Source organism: Rhizobium sp. CC-YZS058 (assembly GCF_034720595.1).
GTDB lineage: Bacteria > Pseudomonadota > Alphaproteobacteria > Rhizobiales > Rhizobiaceae > Ferranicluibacter.
On the sequence record NZ_JAYESJ010000001.1, the window covers coordinates 192,760 to 210,600 of the forward strand.

The 17,841-nt window shown below is 66.1% G+C and carries 15 protein-coding genes; 13 read left to right on the forward strand and 2 right to left on the reverse strand.

Annotated features, from left to right (window positions below; all coding sequences use genetic code 11):
* The first annotated feature begins 51 nt into the window (after positions 1-51).
* A complete protein-coding gene (gene coaBC, locus U8330_RS00980) occupies positions 52-1,284 on the forward strand; it encodes a bifunctional phosphopantothenoylcysteine decarboxylase/phosphopantothenate--cysteine ligase CoaBC (protein WP_323103251.1) in 1,233 nt (410 codons plus the stop codon).
* Between the two features lie 3 nt (positions 1,285-1,287).
* Here coaBC and U8330_RS00985 read toward each other — a convergent pair whose 3' ends face one another.
* Positions 1,288-2,115: a class II glutamine amidotransferase gene (locus U8330_RS00985; protein WP_323103252.1), complete on the reverse strand. Its 828-nt coding sequence runs from the start codon at positions 2,113-2,115 to the stop codon at positions 1,288-1,290.
* A 204-nt stretch (positions 2,116-2,319) separates the two neighbouring features.
* Between U8330_RS00985 and U8330_RS00990 the strand changes: the two genes are divergently transcribed.
* The 10 genes from U8330_RS00990 to U8330_RS01035 all read left to right on the forward strand — a co-directional run bounded on the left by U8330_RS00990 (position 2,320) and on the right by U8330_RS01035 (position 14,000).
* On the forward strand, positions 2,320-3,183 hold the full coding sequence (locus U8330_RS00990) for a MurR/RpiR family transcriptional regulator (protein WP_323103253.1): 864 nt from the start codon (positions 2,320-2,322) through the stop codon (positions 3,181-3,183).
* An 81-nt stretch (positions 3,184-3,264) separates the two neighbouring features.
* Positions 3,265-5,199, forward strand: a complete 1,935-nt coding sequence (locus tag U8330_RS00995; RefSeq protein WP_323103254.1) for a bifunctional 5-dehydro-2-deoxygluconokinase/5-dehydro-2-deoxyphosphogluconate aldolase — start codon at positions 3,265-3,267, stop codon at positions 5,197-5,199.
* Between the two features lie 58 nt (positions 5,200-5,257).
* Positions 5,258-7,108 (forward strand): 3D-(3,5/4)-trihydroxycyclohexane-1,2-dione acylhydrolase (decyclizing), encoded by a 1,851-nt coding sequence (gene iolD / locus U8330_RS01000; RefSeq protein WP_323103256.1) that lies wholly within the window; start codon positions 5,258-5,260, stop codon positions 7,106-7,108.
* A gap of 11 nt (positions 7,109-7,119) precedes the next feature.
* Positions 7,120-8,034, forward strand: coding sequence for a myo-inosose-2 dehydratase (gene iolE, locus U8330_RS01005; RefSeq protein WP_323103257.1), 915 nt, complete (start codon positions 7,120-7,122; stop codon positions 8,032-8,034).
* A 57-nt stretch (positions 8,035-8,091) separates the two neighbouring features.
* Positions 8,092-8,898: a 5-deoxy-glucuronate isomerase gene (iolB, locus tag U8330_RS01010; RefSeq protein ID WP_323103258.1), complete on the forward strand. Its 807-nt coding sequence runs from the start codon at positions 8,092-8,094 to the stop codon at positions 8,896-8,898.
* 41 nt (positions 8,899-8,939) lie between these two features.
* Positions 8,940-9,344, forward strand: coding sequence for a GFA family protein (locus U8330_RS01015; RefSeq protein WP_323103259.1), 405 nt, complete (start codon positions 8,940-8,942; stop codon positions 9,342-9,344).
* Positions 9,345-9,592: 248 nt separating this feature from the next.
* Entirely contained in the window at positions 9,593-10,288 is a 696-nt protein-coding gene (locus U8330_RS01020; RefSeq protein WP_323103260.1) for an HAD-IA family hydrolase, read from the forward strand.
* 77 nt (positions 10,289-10,365) lie between these two features.
* Complete coding sequence (otsB, locus tag U8330_RS01025; protein WP_416236789.1) at positions 10,366-11,142, forward strand: trehalose-phosphatase; 777 nt, start codon at positions 10,366-10,368, stop codon at positions 11,140-11,142.
* A gap of 116 nt (positions 11,143-11,258) precedes the next feature.
* Positions 11,259-12,632: an alpha,alpha-trehalose-phosphate synthase (UDP-forming) gene (gene otsA / locus U8330_RS01030; protein ID WP_323103262.1), complete on the forward strand. Its 1,374-nt coding sequence runs from the start codon at positions 11,259-11,261 to the stop codon at positions 12,630-12,632.
* 102 nt (positions 12,633-12,734) lie between these two features.
* Complete coding sequence (locus U8330_RS01035; RefSeq protein WP_323103264.1) at positions 12,735-14,000, forward strand: glycosyltransferase; 1,266 nt, start codon at positions 12,735-12,737, stop codon at positions 13,998-14,000.
* Here U8330_RS01035 and U8330_RS01040 read toward each other — a convergent pair.
* Positions 13,979-15,562, reverse strand: coding sequence for a peptide chain release factor 3 (locus tag U8330_RS01040; protein ID WP_323103266.1), 1,584 nt, complete (start codon positions 15,560-15,562; stop codon positions 13,979-13,981). The genes U8330_RS01035 and U8330_RS01040 overlap by 22 nt on opposite strands.
* 159 nt (positions 15,563-15,721) lie before the next feature.
* Here U8330_RS01040 and dut point away from each other — a divergent pair, with 159 nt between their 5' ends.
* Both dut and U8330_RS01050 read left to right on the forward strand, forming a co-directional pair.
* Positions 15,722-16,186: a dUTP diphosphatase gene (gene dut / locus U8330_RS01045; RefSeq protein WP_323103268.1), complete on the forward strand. Its 465-nt coding sequence runs from the start codon at positions 15,722-15,724 to the stop codon at positions 16,184-16,186.
* Between the two features lie 300 nt (positions 16,187-16,486).
* Complete coding sequence (locus tag U8330_RS01050; RefSeq protein ID WP_323103270.1) at positions 16,487-17,833, forward strand: efflux RND transporter periplasmic adaptor subunit; 1,347 nt, start codon at positions 16,487-16,489, stop codon at positions 17,831-17,833.
* Positions 17,834-17,841: the final 8 nt, after the last annotated feature.

A 17,841-nucleotide genomic window follows, 5' to 3' on the forward strand; every position in this document is an offset into this window, starting at 1 on the left:
GGTCGCGCCCGCGGGATCGGGCGGGCCGACCGTCTTTCGAGGGATCCGTTCGTGCCTCATGCTTCTCCCCTTGCCGGCAAGCGGATTCTGCTGATCCTCGCCGGCGGCATCGCCGTCTACAAGAGCCTCGATCTCATTCGCCGGCTGCGCGAACGCGGCGCGCAGGTTCGCCCGATCATGACGGAAGGGGCGCAGGCTTTCGTCACTCCGCTCGCCGTCGGCGCCCTGGCGGCGGACAAGGTGTTCACCGAGCTCTTCTCGCGCGAGGATGAGCAGGATGTCGGGCATATCCGCCTGGCGCGCGGCTGCGATCTCGTGCTGATCGCGCCGGCAACCGCCAATCTGCTCGCCAAGATGGCGCAGGGGCTGGCCGACGATCTTGCCTCCACCGTGCTGCTGGCCACGGATCGCCCGGTCCTGGCCGCGCCGGCCATGAACCCGCATATGTGGGCGCATCCGGCAACCCGGCGCAATGTGGCGCGGATGGTGGAAGACGGCATCCGCTTCGTGGGGCCCGGCCGCGGCGAAATGGCCGAACGCGGCGAGGCGGGCGAGGGGCGAATGGTCGAGGTGCTGGAGATCGTCGCCGCCGCCGAGGCGCTCGTGACGGGCACGGCTCCGTCCGCACCGCAGCCTCTCAAGGGGCGCAAGGCGGTCGTCACCTCGGGGCCGACGCACGAGCCGATCGACCCGGTGCGCTACATCGCCAATCGCTCCTCCGGAAAGCAGGGCCATGCCATTGCCGCCGCTTTGGCCCGCCTCGGGGCCGAGGTGACGCTCGTTTCCGGCCCGGTGACGATCCCGGACCCGGCAGGGGTCCGCGTCGTCCATGTCGAGCAGGCGCGCGACATGCTGGCGGCGGTGGAGGCGGCGCTGCCGGCCGATCTCGCGGTCTTCGTCGCCGCCGTTGCCGACTGGCGGGTGGCGGATGCCGCACATGGCAAGATCAAGAAGACGCCGGGCGAAGCTCCGCCGCCGCTGCAACTGACGGAAAATCCGGATATCCTCAGGACCATCGGCCACCATGGGCAACGGCCTCGGCTGGTGGTGGGCTTTGCGGCGGAAACGGACGATCTTCTCGCCAACGCCCGCTTGAAGCTCGCCCGCAAGGGCGCCGACATGATCGTTGCCAATGATGTTTCGCCGGAAACCGGGGTCATGGGCGGCGCGCGCAACAGCGTGACGCTGGTGACCGATGCCGGTGCAGAGGCATGGCCGGAGATGGACAAGGACGAGGTCGCCCATCGCCTGGCCGAGCGGCTCGCAAAGCTCCTGGCCGAGTGAGTCTCAGGCGCGGCGGGACAGGGTCATCGGGCCGATCGAAGGGGCAGCAACGGTCTCTTCCAGATCGAACAGCTGAACATCCACGCCATTCTCGCCGACGATGACTGCCGTTCCACTCGGGATTTCCACCCAGACCGTATCATCGTCGTCGAGCGGCTCGGAAACGAGGCAGTAGCCGCCCTGCGGACCCATCGGCGCGGCATAGAGCGTCGGGGCATAGGCATCCGAAGCATAGCGCACCGCATAGAGATCGCGCCCGTCGGAAAAGGCGGCGGTGAAGCGCAGCAGCAGCGGTTCGCCCAGACGCTCCGCCAGGCGGGTGACGAAGCCGAGCGTTTCGGCGATGGCAGCCAGGGGATCGCGGTCGAGCCCGAACTGCAAGGCCATCAGGAACAGCAGTTCGCTGTCCGTCGTGCCGGTGCGGGCGGCATAGAGCGCATCGTCCAGCATGGCTTCCATCGGCCGGCGCAGCGCTTCGAAGTTGCCGATCTGGCCGTTGTGCATGAAGGACCAGCGCCCGTGGACGAAGGGGTGGCAATTGTCGCGCCGCGTGCCGCCGCCGGTGGCAGCGCGGACATGGGCGAGAAACAGCGGCGAGCGGATCTGCCGCGCCAGGCTTTTCAGATTGCAATCGGACCAGGCAGGCAGGATATCGCGGTAGCGGCCCGGCTCCTCGCGATCGCCATACCAGGCAATGCCGAAGCCGTCGCCATTGGTGGCGGTCTTGGCGCGGGTGGCGCAATGGGATTGCTCGATCAGCGAATGGGCGGGCGAGGAGACCAGTTCCTCCAGATAGATCGCCTCTCCGCGATAGGCCGCCCAACGGCACATGGCATCGTCCTCTTCATCCGCGAATCACGGGACGTCCGCTCTCCCGCCGGCCGGCATCATCCGCCCCAACATGGTAAAAATGCGTTAACTATGCGGCCGTCGGCGGCGCATCCTCTTTCCGATCCACCGAATGGAACGAATGTTCTGTTCTTCGCGCAAAACCAACGCTAGTGTTCGCGTACCCGTCACCACTCAGGACCTCGCATGCCCGCCCCGGAGACCGATACGCCGCTTCCCCAGGATTTCGACACGCTGAAGGCGGCGATCCTGGAGCGGAAGGCGCAGCTGCCGAAAAGGCTGCGGCAGGTGGCCGCCTATGCGCTCGACAATCCCGATGAGATCGCCTTCGGCACGGCAGCCAGCATCGCGGCCTCCGCCGAGGTGCAGCCCTCGACACTGGTGCGCTTCGCCCAGCATTTCGGCTTCGTCGGCTTCTCCAGCCTGCAGCAGATTTTTCGGGCCCGGCTGCGGGAGCGGACGCCGGGCTATGACGAGCGTCTTCGGGCTTTGGGCGAGAACGGCCATAGCCAGCTGGAAAGCGGGGCGATCCTCAATGGCTTCGTGGCGGCCGGGCACCGCTCGCTCGACAATTTGGCCGGCGCCGTCGATCCGGCGGCCTTCGAGGAGGCGGTGACCATTCTCGCCCGGGCGGAGACCATCTATCTCGTTGCCAAGCGCCGCTCCTATCCCATCTCCAGCTACATGGCCTATGCCTTCGGCAAGCTGAAGATCCGCCATCAGACGGTGGGCACGGCCGCAGGGATCGACGAGGACGTGCTGGCCATGGCAGGACGGAAGGATGCCGCCTTCGCCGTGAGCTTTTCGCCTTACGCACCCGAAAGCATTCACCAGGCGCGGCTGCTCGCTGCGCGCCACGTGCCGGTGGTGTCGCTGACCGATTCCGCCTTTTCGCCGTTGGCAGAGTCCTCCCGCGTCTGGTTCGAGATCGCCGAAGCCGATCATGCGGGCTTCCGCTCGCTTTCGGCCAGCATGGCCTTCGCCATGGCGCTGACCGTTGCCGTCGCCGAGAAGCGGAGACAACTGGGAACCCGTCCAGAAACGGAATGAAAATTCCATCTTGACTGAGAAAAGGAATTTATGTTTTATCGGACAAAAGCATAGGTGGGCGGAGAAGCAGGAGGAGCGACCGTGAGCCAGGGGAGCAATGCGGAGTCGAAGCTGTCGCTCGACATCATCACCATCGGCCGGGCCTCGGTCGATCTCTATGGTCAGCAGATCGGCACGCGGCTCGAGGATGTGGCGAGCTTCGCCAAATCGGTCGGCGGCTGCCCCACCAATATTGCCGTCGGCACCGCCCGGCTCGGCCTGCGCTCGGCACTCCTGACCCGCGTCGGCAAGGAGCAGATGGGCCGCTTCATCATCGAGCAGCTGGCCCGCGAAGGGGTGGAGACCAAAGGGATCGTCACCGATCCTGAACGCCTGACGGCGCTTGCCATCCTGGCCGTCGAGAACGATCATTCCTTCCCGCTGCTCTTCTACCGCGACAATTGTGCGGACAACGCGCTTGATGAGGCCGATGTCGACGAGGCCTTCATCCGCTCCGCCCGCGCCGTTCTCGTTTCCGGCACCCATTTTTCGCGGCCGAACACCGATGCTGCCCAGCGCACGGCGATCCGCATCGCCAAGGCAGCGGGCGCCAAGGTCGTGTTCGATATCGACTACCGACCCAATCTCTGGGGTCTGGCGGGCCATGATGCCGGCGACAACCGCTATATCGCCTCCGACCGCGTCTCCGCGCATCTGCGCACCGTGCTTGCCGATTGCGACCTGATCGTCGGAACCGAGGAAGAGGTGCTGATCGCGTCCGGCGAGAGCGACCTGCTGGCCGCGCTGAAGACCATCCGCGCCCATTCCGCCGCCACCATCGTTCTCAAGCGCGGGCCGATGGGCTGCATCGTCTATGACGGGCCGATCTCCGACGATCTGGAGGACGGGATCGTCGGCAAGGGATTCCCGATCGAAGTCTACAACGTGCTTGGCGCCGGCGATGCCTTCATGTCCGGCTTCCTGCGCGGCTGGCTGCGGGACGAGCCGCATGCGACCTCCGCCACCTGGGCCAATGCCTGCGGCGCCTTTGCCGTGTCTCGCCTGCTCTGCGCGCCGGAAATTCCGACCTGGACCGAACTGCAGTTCTTCCTCCAGCATGGCAGCCCGGAGCGGGCGCTGCGCAAGGATGCGGCGATCAACCATGTGCATTGGGCGACGACGCGGCGCCGCGCGATCCCGAGCCTGATGGCGCTCGCCATCGACCATCGCAGCCAGCTGGAAGACATGGCGGCGGGCGATGCGGAAAAGCTTGCCCGGATTCCGGCCTTCAAGGTTCTTGCCGTCGAAGCTGCCGCGCGGATCGCCAAGGGCCGCCCCGGCTTCGGCATGTTGATCGACGACAAATATGGCCGTGACGCGCTGTTTGCCGCCGGCAAGCATGACTTCTGGATCGGCAAGCCGATCGAGCTGCCCGGCTCCCGCCCGCTGCAGTTCGAATTCAGCCAGGACCTCGGTAGCCGGCTTATCGATTGGCCCGTGGACCATTGCATCAAGGTCTTGAGCTTCTACCATCCGGACGATCCGGCGGAGATGAAGGCGACCCAGATCGCCAAGCTGCGCTCCGCCTTCGAAGCCGCCCGCAAGGTCGGCCGGGATATTCTCATCGAGATCATCGCCAGCAAGGCCGGTCCGGTCGACGACCAGACCATTGCCCGCGCCTTGACCGAACTTTACGACGAAGGGCTGAAGCCCGACTGGTGGAAGCTGGAGCCGCAGGCGAGCCGTGCGGCCTGGGATGCGATCGACAGCGTCATCGAAACGCGCGATCCCTTCTGCCGCGGGGTGGTTCTTCTCGGCCTGGAAGCGCCTTACGATGCGCTGAAGGAAGGATTTGCGACAGCCCGCACCTCCCGCACCGTGCGGGGCTTTGCGGTCGGCCGCACGATCTTCGCCGAAGCCGGGCGCGCCTGGCTGGACGGGCGGATCGGCGACGAGGAGGCCGTCGCCGATATGGCCAATCGCTTCGGCGCGCTGGTCGATCTCTGGTCGGGACTTGCAACGGAACAGGCAGCCTGATCGCCGGAAAGGCGACAGGATCGGGAAGGCGCCGGCCAAGGGCGCGCAGGAGGAGACTATGAGCCAGACCACCGTTCGCCTGACCACGGCCCAGGCCGTGGCGCGCTTCATGACGCGGCAGATGACGATCATCGATGGAGAGACCCTGCCGATCTTCGGCGGCGTCTTCGCGATCTTCGGGCATGGCAATGTCGCCGGCATTGGCGAGGCGCTCCATGGCGTGCGCGACACCCTGCCGACCTATCGCGCGCAGAACGAGCAGGGCATGGCCAATGCCGCGATCGCCTATGCCAAGGCGAGCTTCCGCCGGCGCTTCATGGCCTGCACGAGCTCGATCGGCCCCGGCGCGCTGAACATGGTCACCTCGGCGGCGCTCGCCCATGTCAACCGTCTGCCGCTGCTGCTGCTGCCGGGCGATGTCTTCGCCAATCGCCGCCCCGATCCGGTGCTGCAGCAGGCCGAGGATTTCGGCGATGGCACGGTCACCGTCAACGACTGCTTCCGCCCCGTCTCCCGCTATTTCGACCGCATCACAAGGCCCGAGCAGATCATCCCCGCCTTGCGCCGCGCCATGCAGGTGCTGACCGATCCCGCCGAATGCGGGCCGGTGACGCTGTCGCTCTGCCAGGATGTGCAGGCCGAGGCCTATGATTATCCGGAAAGCTTCTTCGAGGAGACGATCTGGATCCCCCGCCGGCTGCGCCCGGATCAGGACGAACTGAAGGCAGCCGTCTCGCTGCTGAAGAGCGCCACCAAGCCCGTCATCATTGCCGGCGGCGGCGTGCTCTATGCGCAGGCCAGCGCGGCGCTCGCCCGCTTTGCCGAGACGCACGGCATTCCGGTGGTCGAAACGCAGGCCGGCAAGTCTTCGCTTCCGCATAATCATCCGCTGAACATGGGCTCGGTCGGCGTGACCGGGACCTCAGCCGCCAACCGGCTGGCGGAAACCGCCGATCTGGTTCTTGCCGTCGGCACGCGCCTTCAGGATTTCACCACCGGCTCCTGGGCGCTGTTCAAGAACGAGAGCCTGAAGATCGTCGGCCTCAACATCCAGCCCTTCGATGCCGCCAAGCACCGCGCCCTGCCGCTGGTGGCCGATGCCAAGGTCGGGCTCGAAGAGCTTTCGGCCGACCTCGCCGGACATCAGGCTCCGCCTGCCTGGAGCGCGGATGCCAAGGCCGGCAAGGCCGAATGGCTCGTCGCTGCCGACAAGGCCCTTGCCGCCACCAATGCCGTCCTGCCGTCCGATGCGCAGGTGATCGGCGCGATCCTGCGCGCCCGGCCGGACAACACGACCCTGGTCTGCGCCGCCGGCGGCCTGCCGGGAGAACTGCACAAGCTGTGGCGGGCCGGCGCGCCCGGCAGCTATCATATGGAATATGGCTTCTCGACCATGGGCTACGAGATCGCCGGCGGCCTCGGCGTCAAGCTCGCCAAGCCGGACAGCGATGTCGTCGTCATGGTCGGAGACGGCAGCTACATGATGCTCAATGCCGAGATCGCCTCGTCGATCATGCTCGGCGCCAAGCTGACGGTCGTCCTCCTCGACAATGCGGGCTATGGCTGCATCAACCGGCTACAGATGGCGACCGGCGGTGCGAACTTCAACAATCTTCTGAAGGACACGCATCACGTCGCGCTGCCGGAAATCGATTTCGCCGCGCACGCAGCGGCCATGGGGGCAGTCACCCGCAAGGTGGCCTCCGTCGCCGAGCTCGAAACGGCGCTGCATGAGCTGGCCGGGGAAAGCCGCACCACCGTCGTCGTCATCGACACTGATCCGCTGATCACCACCGATGAAGGCGGACACTGGTGGGATGTGGCCGTGCCCGAAGTGTCCGAACGCCCGCAGGTCCAGGCCGCGCGGGATGCCTATGTGAAGGCGCTCGCTGCCCAGCGCGCCGGTTGAGGAGTGTATCGATGAAAGCAAAGCTCGGCATGTCGCCCATCGCCTGGTGGAACGACGACCTTCCGGAGTTGAGCGATGATGTGTCGCTGGAGGAGTGCCTGCGCCAGTCGCGCAGTGCAGGCTTCACCGGCATGGAAAAGGGCCGCCGCTTCCCCGATGACCCGGCGGTCATGCTGCCGATCCTCAAGGCCGCGGACGTGACGCTGTGCGGCGGCTGGTTCTCCGGCACGCTGGTCGACGAGGAGCTCTCCGCCAACAAGGACCGCATCCAGCCGATGATCGAGCTGTTCAAGGCGGTCAATGCGCCCTGCATCGTCTATGGCGAAGTCGGACGCTCCATCCAGGGCGATCGCTCCAAGCCGCTCGCCACCAAGCCGCGGCTCTCCGATGACGAGATGGCCGCCTATGGCAGGCGGCTGACCGAATTCGGGGAATGGTGCGCCGAGCAGGGCATGCCGCTCTCCTATCACCACCACATGGCCGCCGTGGTCGAGACGGAAGCCGAGCTCGATGCCTTCATGAAGGCCTCCGGCGCCGGCATCCCGTTGCTGCTCGATGCCGGCCATCTGGCCTTTGCCGGCGGCGATCCGTTGCGGGCGATCGACAAGCACCATGCGCGCATCAACCATGTGCATGTGAAGGATATCCGTCGCTCGGTCGTCGACGGGCTCGACCGCAGCCGCCAGTCCTTCCTCGATGCCGTGGCACTGGGCGCCTTCACCGTGCCGGGCGACGGCTCGCTCGATTTCGCGGCCATCGTCAAGCGCCTGGCCGATCACGGCTATGAGGGCTGGTTCGTCGTTGAAGCCGAGCAGGACCCGCGCAACGCGCCGCCGCAGAAGATGGCCGAGATCGGCCATGCCGAGCTGATGCGGGTGATGACTGCTGCGGGCTATGAGGTGGAAACCCAGGGTTTCCCCGCCTGAACCTCGCTTCGCCGCCCTTCGCGGCGCAGCGCCTGCATTGAGGACTGGAGATGTCTGATGAGCCGATCGCCCCTTCACGTCAAACCACGCGCCAGGACCGGCCTTGTCCACGACATCACCCCGGCAAGCGCCGGCTGGACCCATGTCGGCTTTGCCCTGCACCGGCTCTCTGCCGGAGAGGGGGCAGAGGGCGAAACGGGCGAGCGCGAGGTCTGCCTGGTGCTTGTCGCCGGCAAGGCGCGGGTGACGGTCGATGGCGTGGAGTTCGGTGAACTCGGCGATCGCATGTCGCCCTTCGAGGGAGCGCCCTATGCGGTCTATGTGCCGAAGGGCAGCCACTGGCACGTGGTGGCGACGACCGCGCTCGAGCTCGGCGTCTGTTCCGCGCCGGGCGGGGAGGGGTTCAAGGCGCAGGTGATCGCGCCCGGCCGTCACCCGCAGATGACGCGCGGCAAGGACACCAACACCCGCTACGTGACGAACATCATGCCGGAGGATGACGGCGCGGCGCAGTCGCTTCTCGTCGTCGAAGTGATCACCCCCGGCGGCCACACCTCCTCCTACCCGCCCCACAAGCACGATCAGGACGCCCTGCCGGCCGAAAGCCTGCTCGAGGAAACCTATTACCATCGGCTCGATCCGGCGCAGGGCTTCGTGATGCAGCGCGTCTACACCGATGACCGCTCGCTCGACGAGACCATCGCCGCCGAGGATGGCGATGTCGTCCTCGTTCCGAAGGGCTATCATCCCGTCGCGGCGATCCATGGCTATCAGTCCTATTATCTCAACGTCATGGCCGGTCCGCAGCGCGTGTGGAAGTTTCACAATGCGCCGGAGCATGCCTGGCTGTTCACCGGCGTCTGAACGCACTATCCTTCCCGTCTGAACCAGATCGGGAGGCTGAGATGAAGATCGACGGCAATTGCCATTGCGGCGAGATTGCCTTTTCGGCCGAGATCGACCCGGATCAGGTCTCCATCTGCCATTGCAGCGACTGCCAGGTTTTGACCGGCACCGCCTTTCGTATCACCGTGCCGGTGGCGCGCAGCCGCCTCAGCATGACGCGCGGCACGCCCCGGACCTATGTGAAAAGCAGCGAGAGCGGCCGTCCGCGCCTGCAGCTCTTCTGCGGCACCTGCGGCACGCCGCTCTTCACCACCGGTGAGGGAGCTGCGGCCGAGGTGGTCGGCATCCGCTGGGGCGCGATCCATCAGCGCGCCGCACTGCCGCCGAAGCGGCAGAAATGGTGCCGCTCCTCCGCCGACTGGCTGGACAGCATCGCCGCCTTGCCGGCGACGGCTGGCGAGTGAGAGATCCAAGAACGCGGGCCGCGGCTTCTCCTGTGGCTGCAGCGCAGCGTTGCGGCTGCCTTTGCGCTGATGGGGTTGCGGCTTGCGGTCGAGGGGCGGTGAGTGCGTTGCGGGGCTGCGGAATGGGCGATGGCGCAGGATCGTCATTTGCTTTCCTCGCCTGACTTTCGTAAGCGGGGGAACCCTCCCTGCCGGCCGCTGCTTCTCCCGCGCATCGGTCTGCCCCGCCATCCGAAAGGAAGATTGACGTGTCCTCCCCTGCCTCCGCCCTGCCTGTCGAAACCCATCCGACGTTCGAGAAGAGCTTTTCCGGCTTCCTCTTCGACATGGACGGCACCCTGCTCAATTCGATCGCGGCAGCCGAGCGGGTCTGGAGCCAGTGGGCGATCGACCATGGGCTCGATGTCGCGACCTTCCTGCCCTTCATGCATGGCAAGCGTGGCATCGACACGATCAGCCAGCTCAACCTGCCGGGTGTCGATCCGGCGGTCGAGGCTGCCAAGGTCACGGCTGCCGAAATCGTCGATGTCGAGGGTGTCGTGCCGATCCCGGGCGCGCTCGATTTCGTGCGCAACCTGCCGGCCGATCGCTGGGCCATCGTTACCTCCTCGCCGCTTGCGCTTGCCAAGGCGCGCATGGCCAAGGCCGGCCTGACGCCGCCGAAATTCCTGGTGACCTCGGAAGATGTCGCACAGGGCAAGCCTGCGCCGGACTGCTACAAGCTCGGCGCGGAGCGTCTCGGTTTCGATCCGGCTGATTGCCTGGTGTTCGAAGATGTGGCCGCGGGCGTCATGGCGGGCGAATCGGCAGGCGCCGATGTCGTCGTCATCACCGCCACGCATGAGCACCCTTTTGAAACCACCCATCTGCAGATCCCCGGCTATGAGGGTGTGGAAGCCGTCGTCGGGGCGGATGGCCGCCTGTCGATCCGCCGCACGCTTTGAGCCGCATCGGCCCGCGCTGCCGCCGGCGGCGCAGGCCAAGGGTTGCCGTGCCTGCCCGGAGTCCTAGCTATCCGGGCATGGCGAACCCCTTGTCTTCACGATCCGACCACGCTGGTCCGCTCGCCCCGGTGGCGGAGGCGCCCGCCCGCTACGCGCTGTTCCTCGATATTGACGGCACGCTGCTGGAGCTTGCGCCAACCCCGGAGGCGATCGTCGTTCCCCCGGATCTGCCGCAGCTTTTGGCGGCGCTCTCTGCCCGCCTGGGCGGCGCGCTGGCGCTCGTCACCGGTCGGGCCTTACCTTTTGCCGACCAGCTCTTCGCGCCGCTCTCCCTGCCGATCGCAGGCTTGCACGGCGCAGAGCGGCGGACGCCGGACGGTTCCATTTGTCGACCGGACATTCCTCCGGCCTTCGCCCAGCTGAAGCGGGATGTGCAGAAGCGCGCGTCCTCTCTCGACGGCGTTCTGATCGAGGACAAGGGCGCGGCTCTCGGCGCGCATTACCGCCTGGCGCCCGAGCACCGAGGGGCGGTGGAGGCTCTGATGCAGGAGGCGGCGCGAGAGGCAGGACCGGACTTTGTCCTGCAGTTCGGCAAGATGGTCGTGGAACTGCGGCCGGCCAGCGCCAGTAAGGGGGAAGCGCTGCGCGCCTTCCTGGCTGAGCCGCCTTTTGCCGGGCGCCTGCCGGTCGCGATCGGTGACGACGTGACCGACGAAGCCATGTTCGCGGTGGCGAATAGGCTCGGCGGCCATTCGATCCGCATCGGCCCAGCCGACGCGCCGACGGCGGCACGGGCGACGATCGAGAGCGTATCGGCGCTGCGCGCGGCGCTTGAGAGCGTGGCGGAGATTTAGCCAGCTTAGGATCCTGTGCAGGTCGGGGGACGGCCGGGCAGGGATTAGGGCAAGACAGGATGAGAGGCCGGCACGTGTGATGCGTGCCGGTCTTCTTCAAGAAAGGAGAAAGACCCGTGAGTCGTCTGATCGTCGTTTCCAACCGTGTGCCCGTGCCCGAAAAGGCAGGCACGGCGCCGGCCGGGGGGTTGGCCGTTGCGCTGCAGGCGGCGCTCGAAGAACGCGGCGGGATCTGGATGGGCTGGTCCGGCAAGTCGAGCGGCACCAAAGAGCCCGAGGCGCTCGATCTCCAGGAGCGCGGCAAGATCACCTATGCCTTGACCGACCTCACCAAGAAGGATGTCGACGAATATTATTTCGGCTTCGCCAACCGGGTGCTCTGGCCGATCTGCCACTATCGGCTGGATCTCGCCGAATATGGCCGCAAGGAAATGGCCGGCTATTTCCGCGTCAACCGCTTCTTCGCCCAGCGTCTCGCACCTTTGTTGAAGGACGACGACGTTATCTGGATTCACGACTATCATCTGATCCCGTTGGCGGCCGAGCTTCGCCAGATGGGCGTGACCAACCGGATCGGCTTCTTCCTGCACATTCCCTGGCCACCCGCCGACGTGCTCTTCGCCATGCCGGTGCATGAGGAGATCATGCGCGGGCTTTCGCATTACGATCTGATCGGCTTCCAGACGGATCACGATCTGGAAAACTTTGCCGGCGGTCTGCGGCGCGAGGGGATCGGCAATGAAATCAATCCCGGCCGCTATTCCGCCCATGGCCGCATCTTCAAGGGCGGCGCTTATGGGATCGGCATCGAGACGAAGAACTTCGCCGAATTCGCCCGTAAGAGCGCGCAGAACACGATGGTCAAGAAGGCGCGCGCCAGCATCGAGGGGCGCGACCTGATCATCGGCGTCGATCGGCTGGATTATTCGAAGGGCATCACCCAGCGCATCGACGCCTTCGAGCGCTTCATCGACGCCAATCCGGGCCAGCAGGGCCGCGTCACCTATCTGCAGGTCACGCCGAAGTCACGCTCCGAAGTGCCGGAATACGAGGCGATGCAGCGCACGGTGGCCGAGCAGGCCGGCCGGGTCAACGGCGCGCTCGGCACGGTCGACTGGGTGCCGATCCGCTACATCAACCGCTCGATCTCCCGCCCCATCCTGGCGGGTCTCTATCGGCTGGCCCGTGTCGGCCTGGTCACGCCGCTGCGCGATGGCATGAATCTTGTCGCCAAGGAATATATCGCCGCCCAGGATCCCGAGGATCCAGGCGTCCTCGTGCTCTCCCGCTTTGCCGGGGCCGCGCGCGAGCTCAAGGGGGCGCTGCTCGTCAATCCCTACGATATCGAGGGCACGGCCAATGCGCTGGCCCGGGCGCTGTCCATGCCCGCCTCCGAGCGGCGTGAGCGCTGGCAGATTATGATGGACTTCCTGCTCGAGCATGATGTCTCGCGCTGGTGCACAGATTTTCTGAAGGACCTGACCGACTAGTCCCCAGCCCGGCGCGGCTGCCGGCGGCGCAGCACGAGAACAGGCTGGAGTTTAAGATGCTCTTGTGTATGGATCTTTTTTCCAAAATCCGAGGAGCAGGGTTTGCACGCACTTACATCGTCTCTTCTGCTCGTCACCCATGTCCCCATTCGGAAAGGGCCCGCCGGGCCGCAGATCGACGACCAGACGGCTGCCGGCATCGTTCAATGGTGCAAGGCTTTCGAGAGAGTCACCTATATCGGCATGGAGGAAGAGGCCGGGTCTGCGAAAGCGAGTTCGTCCCAGTGGGTTGATCTCTCCACGTTTCCCGGCGCGCAGAACTGCCGGGTTCTGGCGCTGCCGCGCGCCTATCGGATGCAGGAGATGGCTCGCCATCGCCGCCCTGTCATGGACCTGATCCGGCGCGAGATCGCGGCCCACAGCCATCTCTGCTTCACGCTTGGCGGGCTCAACGGCGACTGGCCTGCGCTTGCCGCAAAGGAGGCCATCCGCCAAGACCGGGCCTACAGCGCCTGGCTGGACCGTGTCGAGCCATTGATCGTGGCGCGGGAGATGAAGGAGGCGTCGTTCAAATCCCGCCTCTTCTGGCGTGTGGCACTGCCGCTCTTCGACCGGCGGATCCGCTCTCTGTTGTCGCGCAGCACGGTGGCGCTGCTGCAGGGACGGGACACCTATGATTACTATGCCCGCTTCGCCCCCTCTCCGCATTGCACCTACGACACCCACACGAGCGTGGCCGACGAGATCGACGATGCGGCTCTGGCCGCCAAGCGTGCGCGCATTCTGGAGAAGAGCCCGCTGACCATTCTCTATGTCGGTCGCGCCGCACCCATGAAGGGGCCGGGAGACTGGCTCTCGGTTCTCGAGGCGCTGGACCTCCAGTCCATTCCCTTCCGCGCGACCTGGATCGGAGACGGGCCGGACCTGGCCCGGATGCAGGAGCGGGTCGCGCGGTCGGGCTTGACGGATCAGGTCGTCCTTCACGGGTTCGAAGGAAATCGCGCAGTTCTGCTGCGGGCGATGCGCGAGAGCGATCTTCTGCTTTTCTGCCACAAGACCCCGGAATCCCCCCGTTGCCTGATCGAGGCGCTCGTGTCGGGCTGCCCGCTGGTCGGCTATGAAACAGCCTATCCGAAGGGCCTGGTCGATGCGCGGGGCGGCGGTCTTTTCGTCCCCCAGGACGATGTGGCGGCGCTGACCGCCTGCGTCCGCGATCTCCATGCAGACCGGCAGGCGCTGGCGAGGCTGGTCGACGAGGCAGCCGCAAGCGGCCGCCTCTATAACGAGGACGATGTCTATGCTCACCGGGCCAGGCTGATGAAGCAGGCCGGCGCCACGGCGCGCGATCACGCCGCCTTGGCGACGTGATACTCCTTGATCGCGACCATGCGGATGGCCGGCGCGCGCTCGGATTCGTAACGCAGTGAGAAGCTGTCCTGGGCCAGGAACACCGGATCGCCATCGAGATCGCGGGCGATATCGCCGCGCTTGGTGGTGATGAACTTGTCCAGATCGGCGGGATTGTCTGCCGAAATCCAGCGGCAGACCGAGAAGCGTGCCATCTCGAACGACACCGGCAGCCCATATTCGGCCGAGAGACGTTCCTTGAGAACATCGAGCTGAAGCGCGCCGACCACGCCGACGATCGCCGGCGAGCCGTCCTCCGGCGAAAAGAGCTGGACGACGCCCTCTTCCGCCATCTGCTGCAGGGCCTCCTTCAGCTTCTTGGCCTTCATCGCATCCTCAAGCCGCACGCGGCGCAGGATTTCCGGCGAAAAGTTGGGCACGCCCTGGAAGACCAGCGCTTCGCCTTCCGTCAACGTATCGCCAATGCGCAGCGTGCCGTGGTTGGGAATGCCGACCACGTCGCCGGCATAGGCCGTATCCGCCAGCTGGCGCTGCGAGGCGAAAAAGAATTGCGGGGCGGTAAGGCCGAGCTGCTTGCCGGTTCGTGCCAGCCGCGCCTTCATGCCGCGCTCCAGCTTGCCGGAGCAGATGCGGGCGAAGGCGATGCGGTCGCGATGGTTCGGGTCCATGTTCGCCTGGATCTTGAAGACGAAGGCCGTCATCTTGTCTTCGGCCGCATGAACGGTGCGGGTGTCCGCCACCTGGTCACGCGGCGGCGGCGCGAAATCGCCGAGCGCATTGATGAGGTCGCGCACCCCGAAATTGCGCAGCGCCGAGCCGAAGAAGACCGGCGTCATATGGCCTTCGAGGAAGGACTGGCGGTCGAAGGGGCGGCAGGCCTCGGCGGCCAGCAGCACCTCGTCGATGAAGGCGCTGCGCTCGTTCTCGGGAAGCCGGTCGGCCACTGTCTCGGGACCATTGACCTCGGTCGGCACCACGTCCGTGTCGGAGCCGCGCACCGTGCTGTCGGCAAGGTTATAGGAGCCGCAGAAGGTCTTGGACCGGCCGATCGGCCAGGTGACCGGGGCGGTGTCGAGCGCCAGCTTCTCTTCCACTTCATCGAGAATCTCGAAGGGATCGCGGCTTTCGCGGTCCATCTTGTTGACGAAGGTGATGATCGGGATGTCGCGCATGCGGCAGACTTCGAACAGCTTCAGCGTCCGCGGCTCGATGCCCTTGGCGGCGTCGATGACCATGACCGCCGCATCCACCGCCGTCAGGGTGCGATAGGTGTCGTCGGCAAAATCCTCGTGGCCCGGCGTGTCGAGGATGTTGAAGACATTGCCGTCATATTCGAAGGTCATGACCGAGGTGACGACCGAAATGCCGCGCTCCCGCTCGATCTTCATCCAGTCGGAGCGCGTCTGGATGCGGTCCTTCTTTGCCTTGACTTCGCCGGCGAGCTGGATCGCGCCGCCGAACAGCAGCAGCTTTTCGGTCAGCGTGGTCTTGCCGGCGTCCGGGTGGGCGATGATCGCGAAGGTGCGGCGGCGGGAAACCGCCTCTGCCAAAGTTTCAACCATGGGGGATGTCCTGTCTTTGCCGCCTATCTAGCGGTCCCGCCCGCTTTATGCAATTGACCCTGCAACGGCGACGGCCTGATCCACCGGTGCGCCCTTCTGGTCCCCGAAGGCGCAGAGCCCGGCAGCGCTGATGCACACGTCTTCCGCTCGGAGTTTCTCATGCGCGATGTTCTCGGTCCCTCTCTGCCCCTCCTTCGGCTGCCGCATGGCGCCGGCCTGCCGCTGCCGGCCTATGAGACGGAAGGCGCCGCCGGCATGGATCTGCGCGCCGCCTTGCCGGAGGATGCGCCGCTGACGCTCGCGCCAGGGTCGCGCGCGCTACTCCCGACCGGCTTCGTTTTCGAGATCCCTGCGGGGTATGAAGGCCAGGTGCGGCCGCGCTCGGGACTTGCCGCCCGCCACGGGGTGACCTGCCTCAACACGCCCGGCACGATCGACAGCGACTACCGCGGCGAGCTGAAGGTTCTGCTCATCAACCACGGAGACGAAGCGTTTCTTGTCACCCGCGGCATGCGCATCGCGCAGTTCGTTCTGGCTCCGGTCGTCCAGGCGCGGTGCATCGAGGCGATTGCGGTCAGCGACACCGCACGCGGCGCCGGCGGCTTCGGCTCTACCGGCGTCTGAGCCTCTCGGCTCTGTCCGCTTCCAACATTGCCGATCGCATCAAGCCGCCTAGCTCTTTACGGGAAAAGCCGGAGTCCGGGTTTGCGGATGCCGCCCCGGATGTTCGGGCGTTGCAGTAAGATCACGCTTTCACATCTTTGTGCATTGCACCATGATAAGACCGTATTGACTTACAAACATACATTCCTGTTTGTATAGGCCTGATCCCACGGTTGTCCCCGTCCCGTGGGCCCCCTTTCGCCACATCCGGCCATTGGTCAGCTCCCTCTGTCCAACGCCGGACTTTCTCATGAGAGTTCCATGCGGATCCACCGTCTTACGCTCGCCGTGCTTCTTTCCGCCGCTGTCCTTTCCTCCTGCCAGCAGGAAGAGCAGAAGGCGCAGGGTGGCCAGGAGCAGCAGCGCCCACCGTCCGAAGTGGCCGTGATCACCACGAAGGCGGAAGCCTTGCCCATCACCAACGAGCTCCCGGGCCGCGTGGCGGCCACCCGCACCGCGGAAGTGCGGCCGCGCGTGTCCGGCATCATCGTCGAGCGGGTTTTCGAACAGGGCACGACGGTGAAGGAAGGCGATGTGCTTTATCGCATCGATCCGAAGCCTTTCGAGGTGCAGATGAAGAGCGCAGAGGCGACGCTTGCCCGCGCCAAGGCCGTGCAGGATCAGGCACGCGTTACCGCCGACCGCCAGCGCCAGCTCAGCCGCTCCAATGTCGCCGCCCAGCAGGATCTCGACAATGCGGTGGCCCAGCTCGCCCAGGCGGATGCCGACGTCGCCTCGGCCGAGGCCGGCGTCGCCTCCGCGCGGCTGAACCTCGAATATACGAATGTGACGGCGCCGATCGCCGGGCGGATCGGCCGGGCGCTGATCACCGAGGGCGCGCTGGTCACGCAGAACGGCACGGAGAACCTGGCGACCATCCAGCAGCTCGATCCGGTCTATGCCGACTTCACCCAGACGGCGACCGACCTGATCCGCCTGCGCAATGCGCTGCAGGATGGCCAGCTGATGACCGGCCCGAACGAGGCCGCCGTTCAGCTGCTGCTCGATGACGGGACGCCTTATGCGGACAAGGGCAAGCTGCTGTTCTCCGAAGCGGCGGTGGATGAAACCACCGGCCAGGTGACGCTGCGCGGCGAATTTCCCAACACCAAGGGTGATCTCCTGCCCGGCATGTATGTCCGCGGACTGGTGACGCAGGGGATCGAGCGTGAGGCGATCGCCGTGCCGCAACAGGCCATCCAGCGCGATACGGCCGGCAAGGCGCTGGTTTACGTCGTCGGCGCGGAGAACAAGGTCGAGATGCGCCCGGTCACCACCAGCCGTGTCGTCGATAGCCGCTGGGTTGTTTCAAGTGGCCTGAAGGCCGGCGAGAAGGTCATCGTCGAAGGCTTCCAGAAGATCGCGCCCGGTGCGCCGGTGCAGCCGACCGACTGGCAGCCGCCGAAGCCCCAGGGCGCCAACGACGACACGCCGACCAAGCCGGAAGGTGCGCCGGCCAATGCCGAGGGCGCCACCGGCGCGGCGGCCGGCGCCGAGCCGGCTGCAGCCGCCGAGGGCGGATCCGCAGCGCCGAAAGCGGAAGGCGGGGCTGCGGCACCCGCCGGTCAGGGCGGCGGCGGTGCCGCTCCGGCAACCCAGGCAGAGTGAGGACGGCC

Bases quoted from the DNA above. Each gene is read 5' to 3' on its own strand.
- U8330_RS00985 (WP_323103252.1), bottom strand. From the start codon at position 2,115: ATGTGCCGTTGGGCGGCCTATCGCGGAGAGGCGATCTATCTGGAGGAA.
- U8330_RS00990 (WP_323103253.1), top strand. From the start codon at position 2,320: ATGCCCGCCCCGGAGACCGATACGCCGCTTCCCCAGGATTTCGACACG.
- iolD (WP_323103256.1), top strand. From the start codon at position 5,258: ATGAGCCAGACCACCGTTCGCCTGACCACGGCCCAGGCCGTGGCGCGC.
- iolE (WP_323103257.1), top strand. From the start codon at position 7,120: ATGAAAGCAAAGCTCGGCATGTCGCCCATCGCCTGGTGGAACGACGAC.
- iolB (WP_323103258.1), top strand. From the start codon at position 8,092: ATGAGCCGATCGCCCCTTCACGTCAAACCACGCGCCAGGACCGGCCTT.
- U8330_RS01015 (WP_323103259.1), top strand. From the start codon at position 8,940: ATGAAGATCGACGGCAATTGCCATTGCGGCGAGATTGCCTTTTCGGCC.
- otsB (WP_416236789.1), top strand. From the start codon at position 10,366: ATGGCGAACCCCTTGTCTTCACGATCCGACCACGCTGGTCCGCTCGCC.
- U8330_RS01040 (WP_323103266.1), bottom strand. From the start codon at position 15,562: ATGGTTGAAACTTTGGCAGAGGCGGTTTCCCGCCGCCGCACCTTCGCG.
- dut (WP_323103268.1), top strand. From the start codon at position 15,722: ATGCGCGATGTTCTCGGTCCCTCTCTGCCCCTCCTTCGGCTGCCGCAT.
- U8330_RS01050 (WP_323103270.1), top strand. From the start codon at position 16,487: ATGCGGATCCACCGTCTTACGCTCGCCGTGCTTCTTTCCGCCGCTGTC.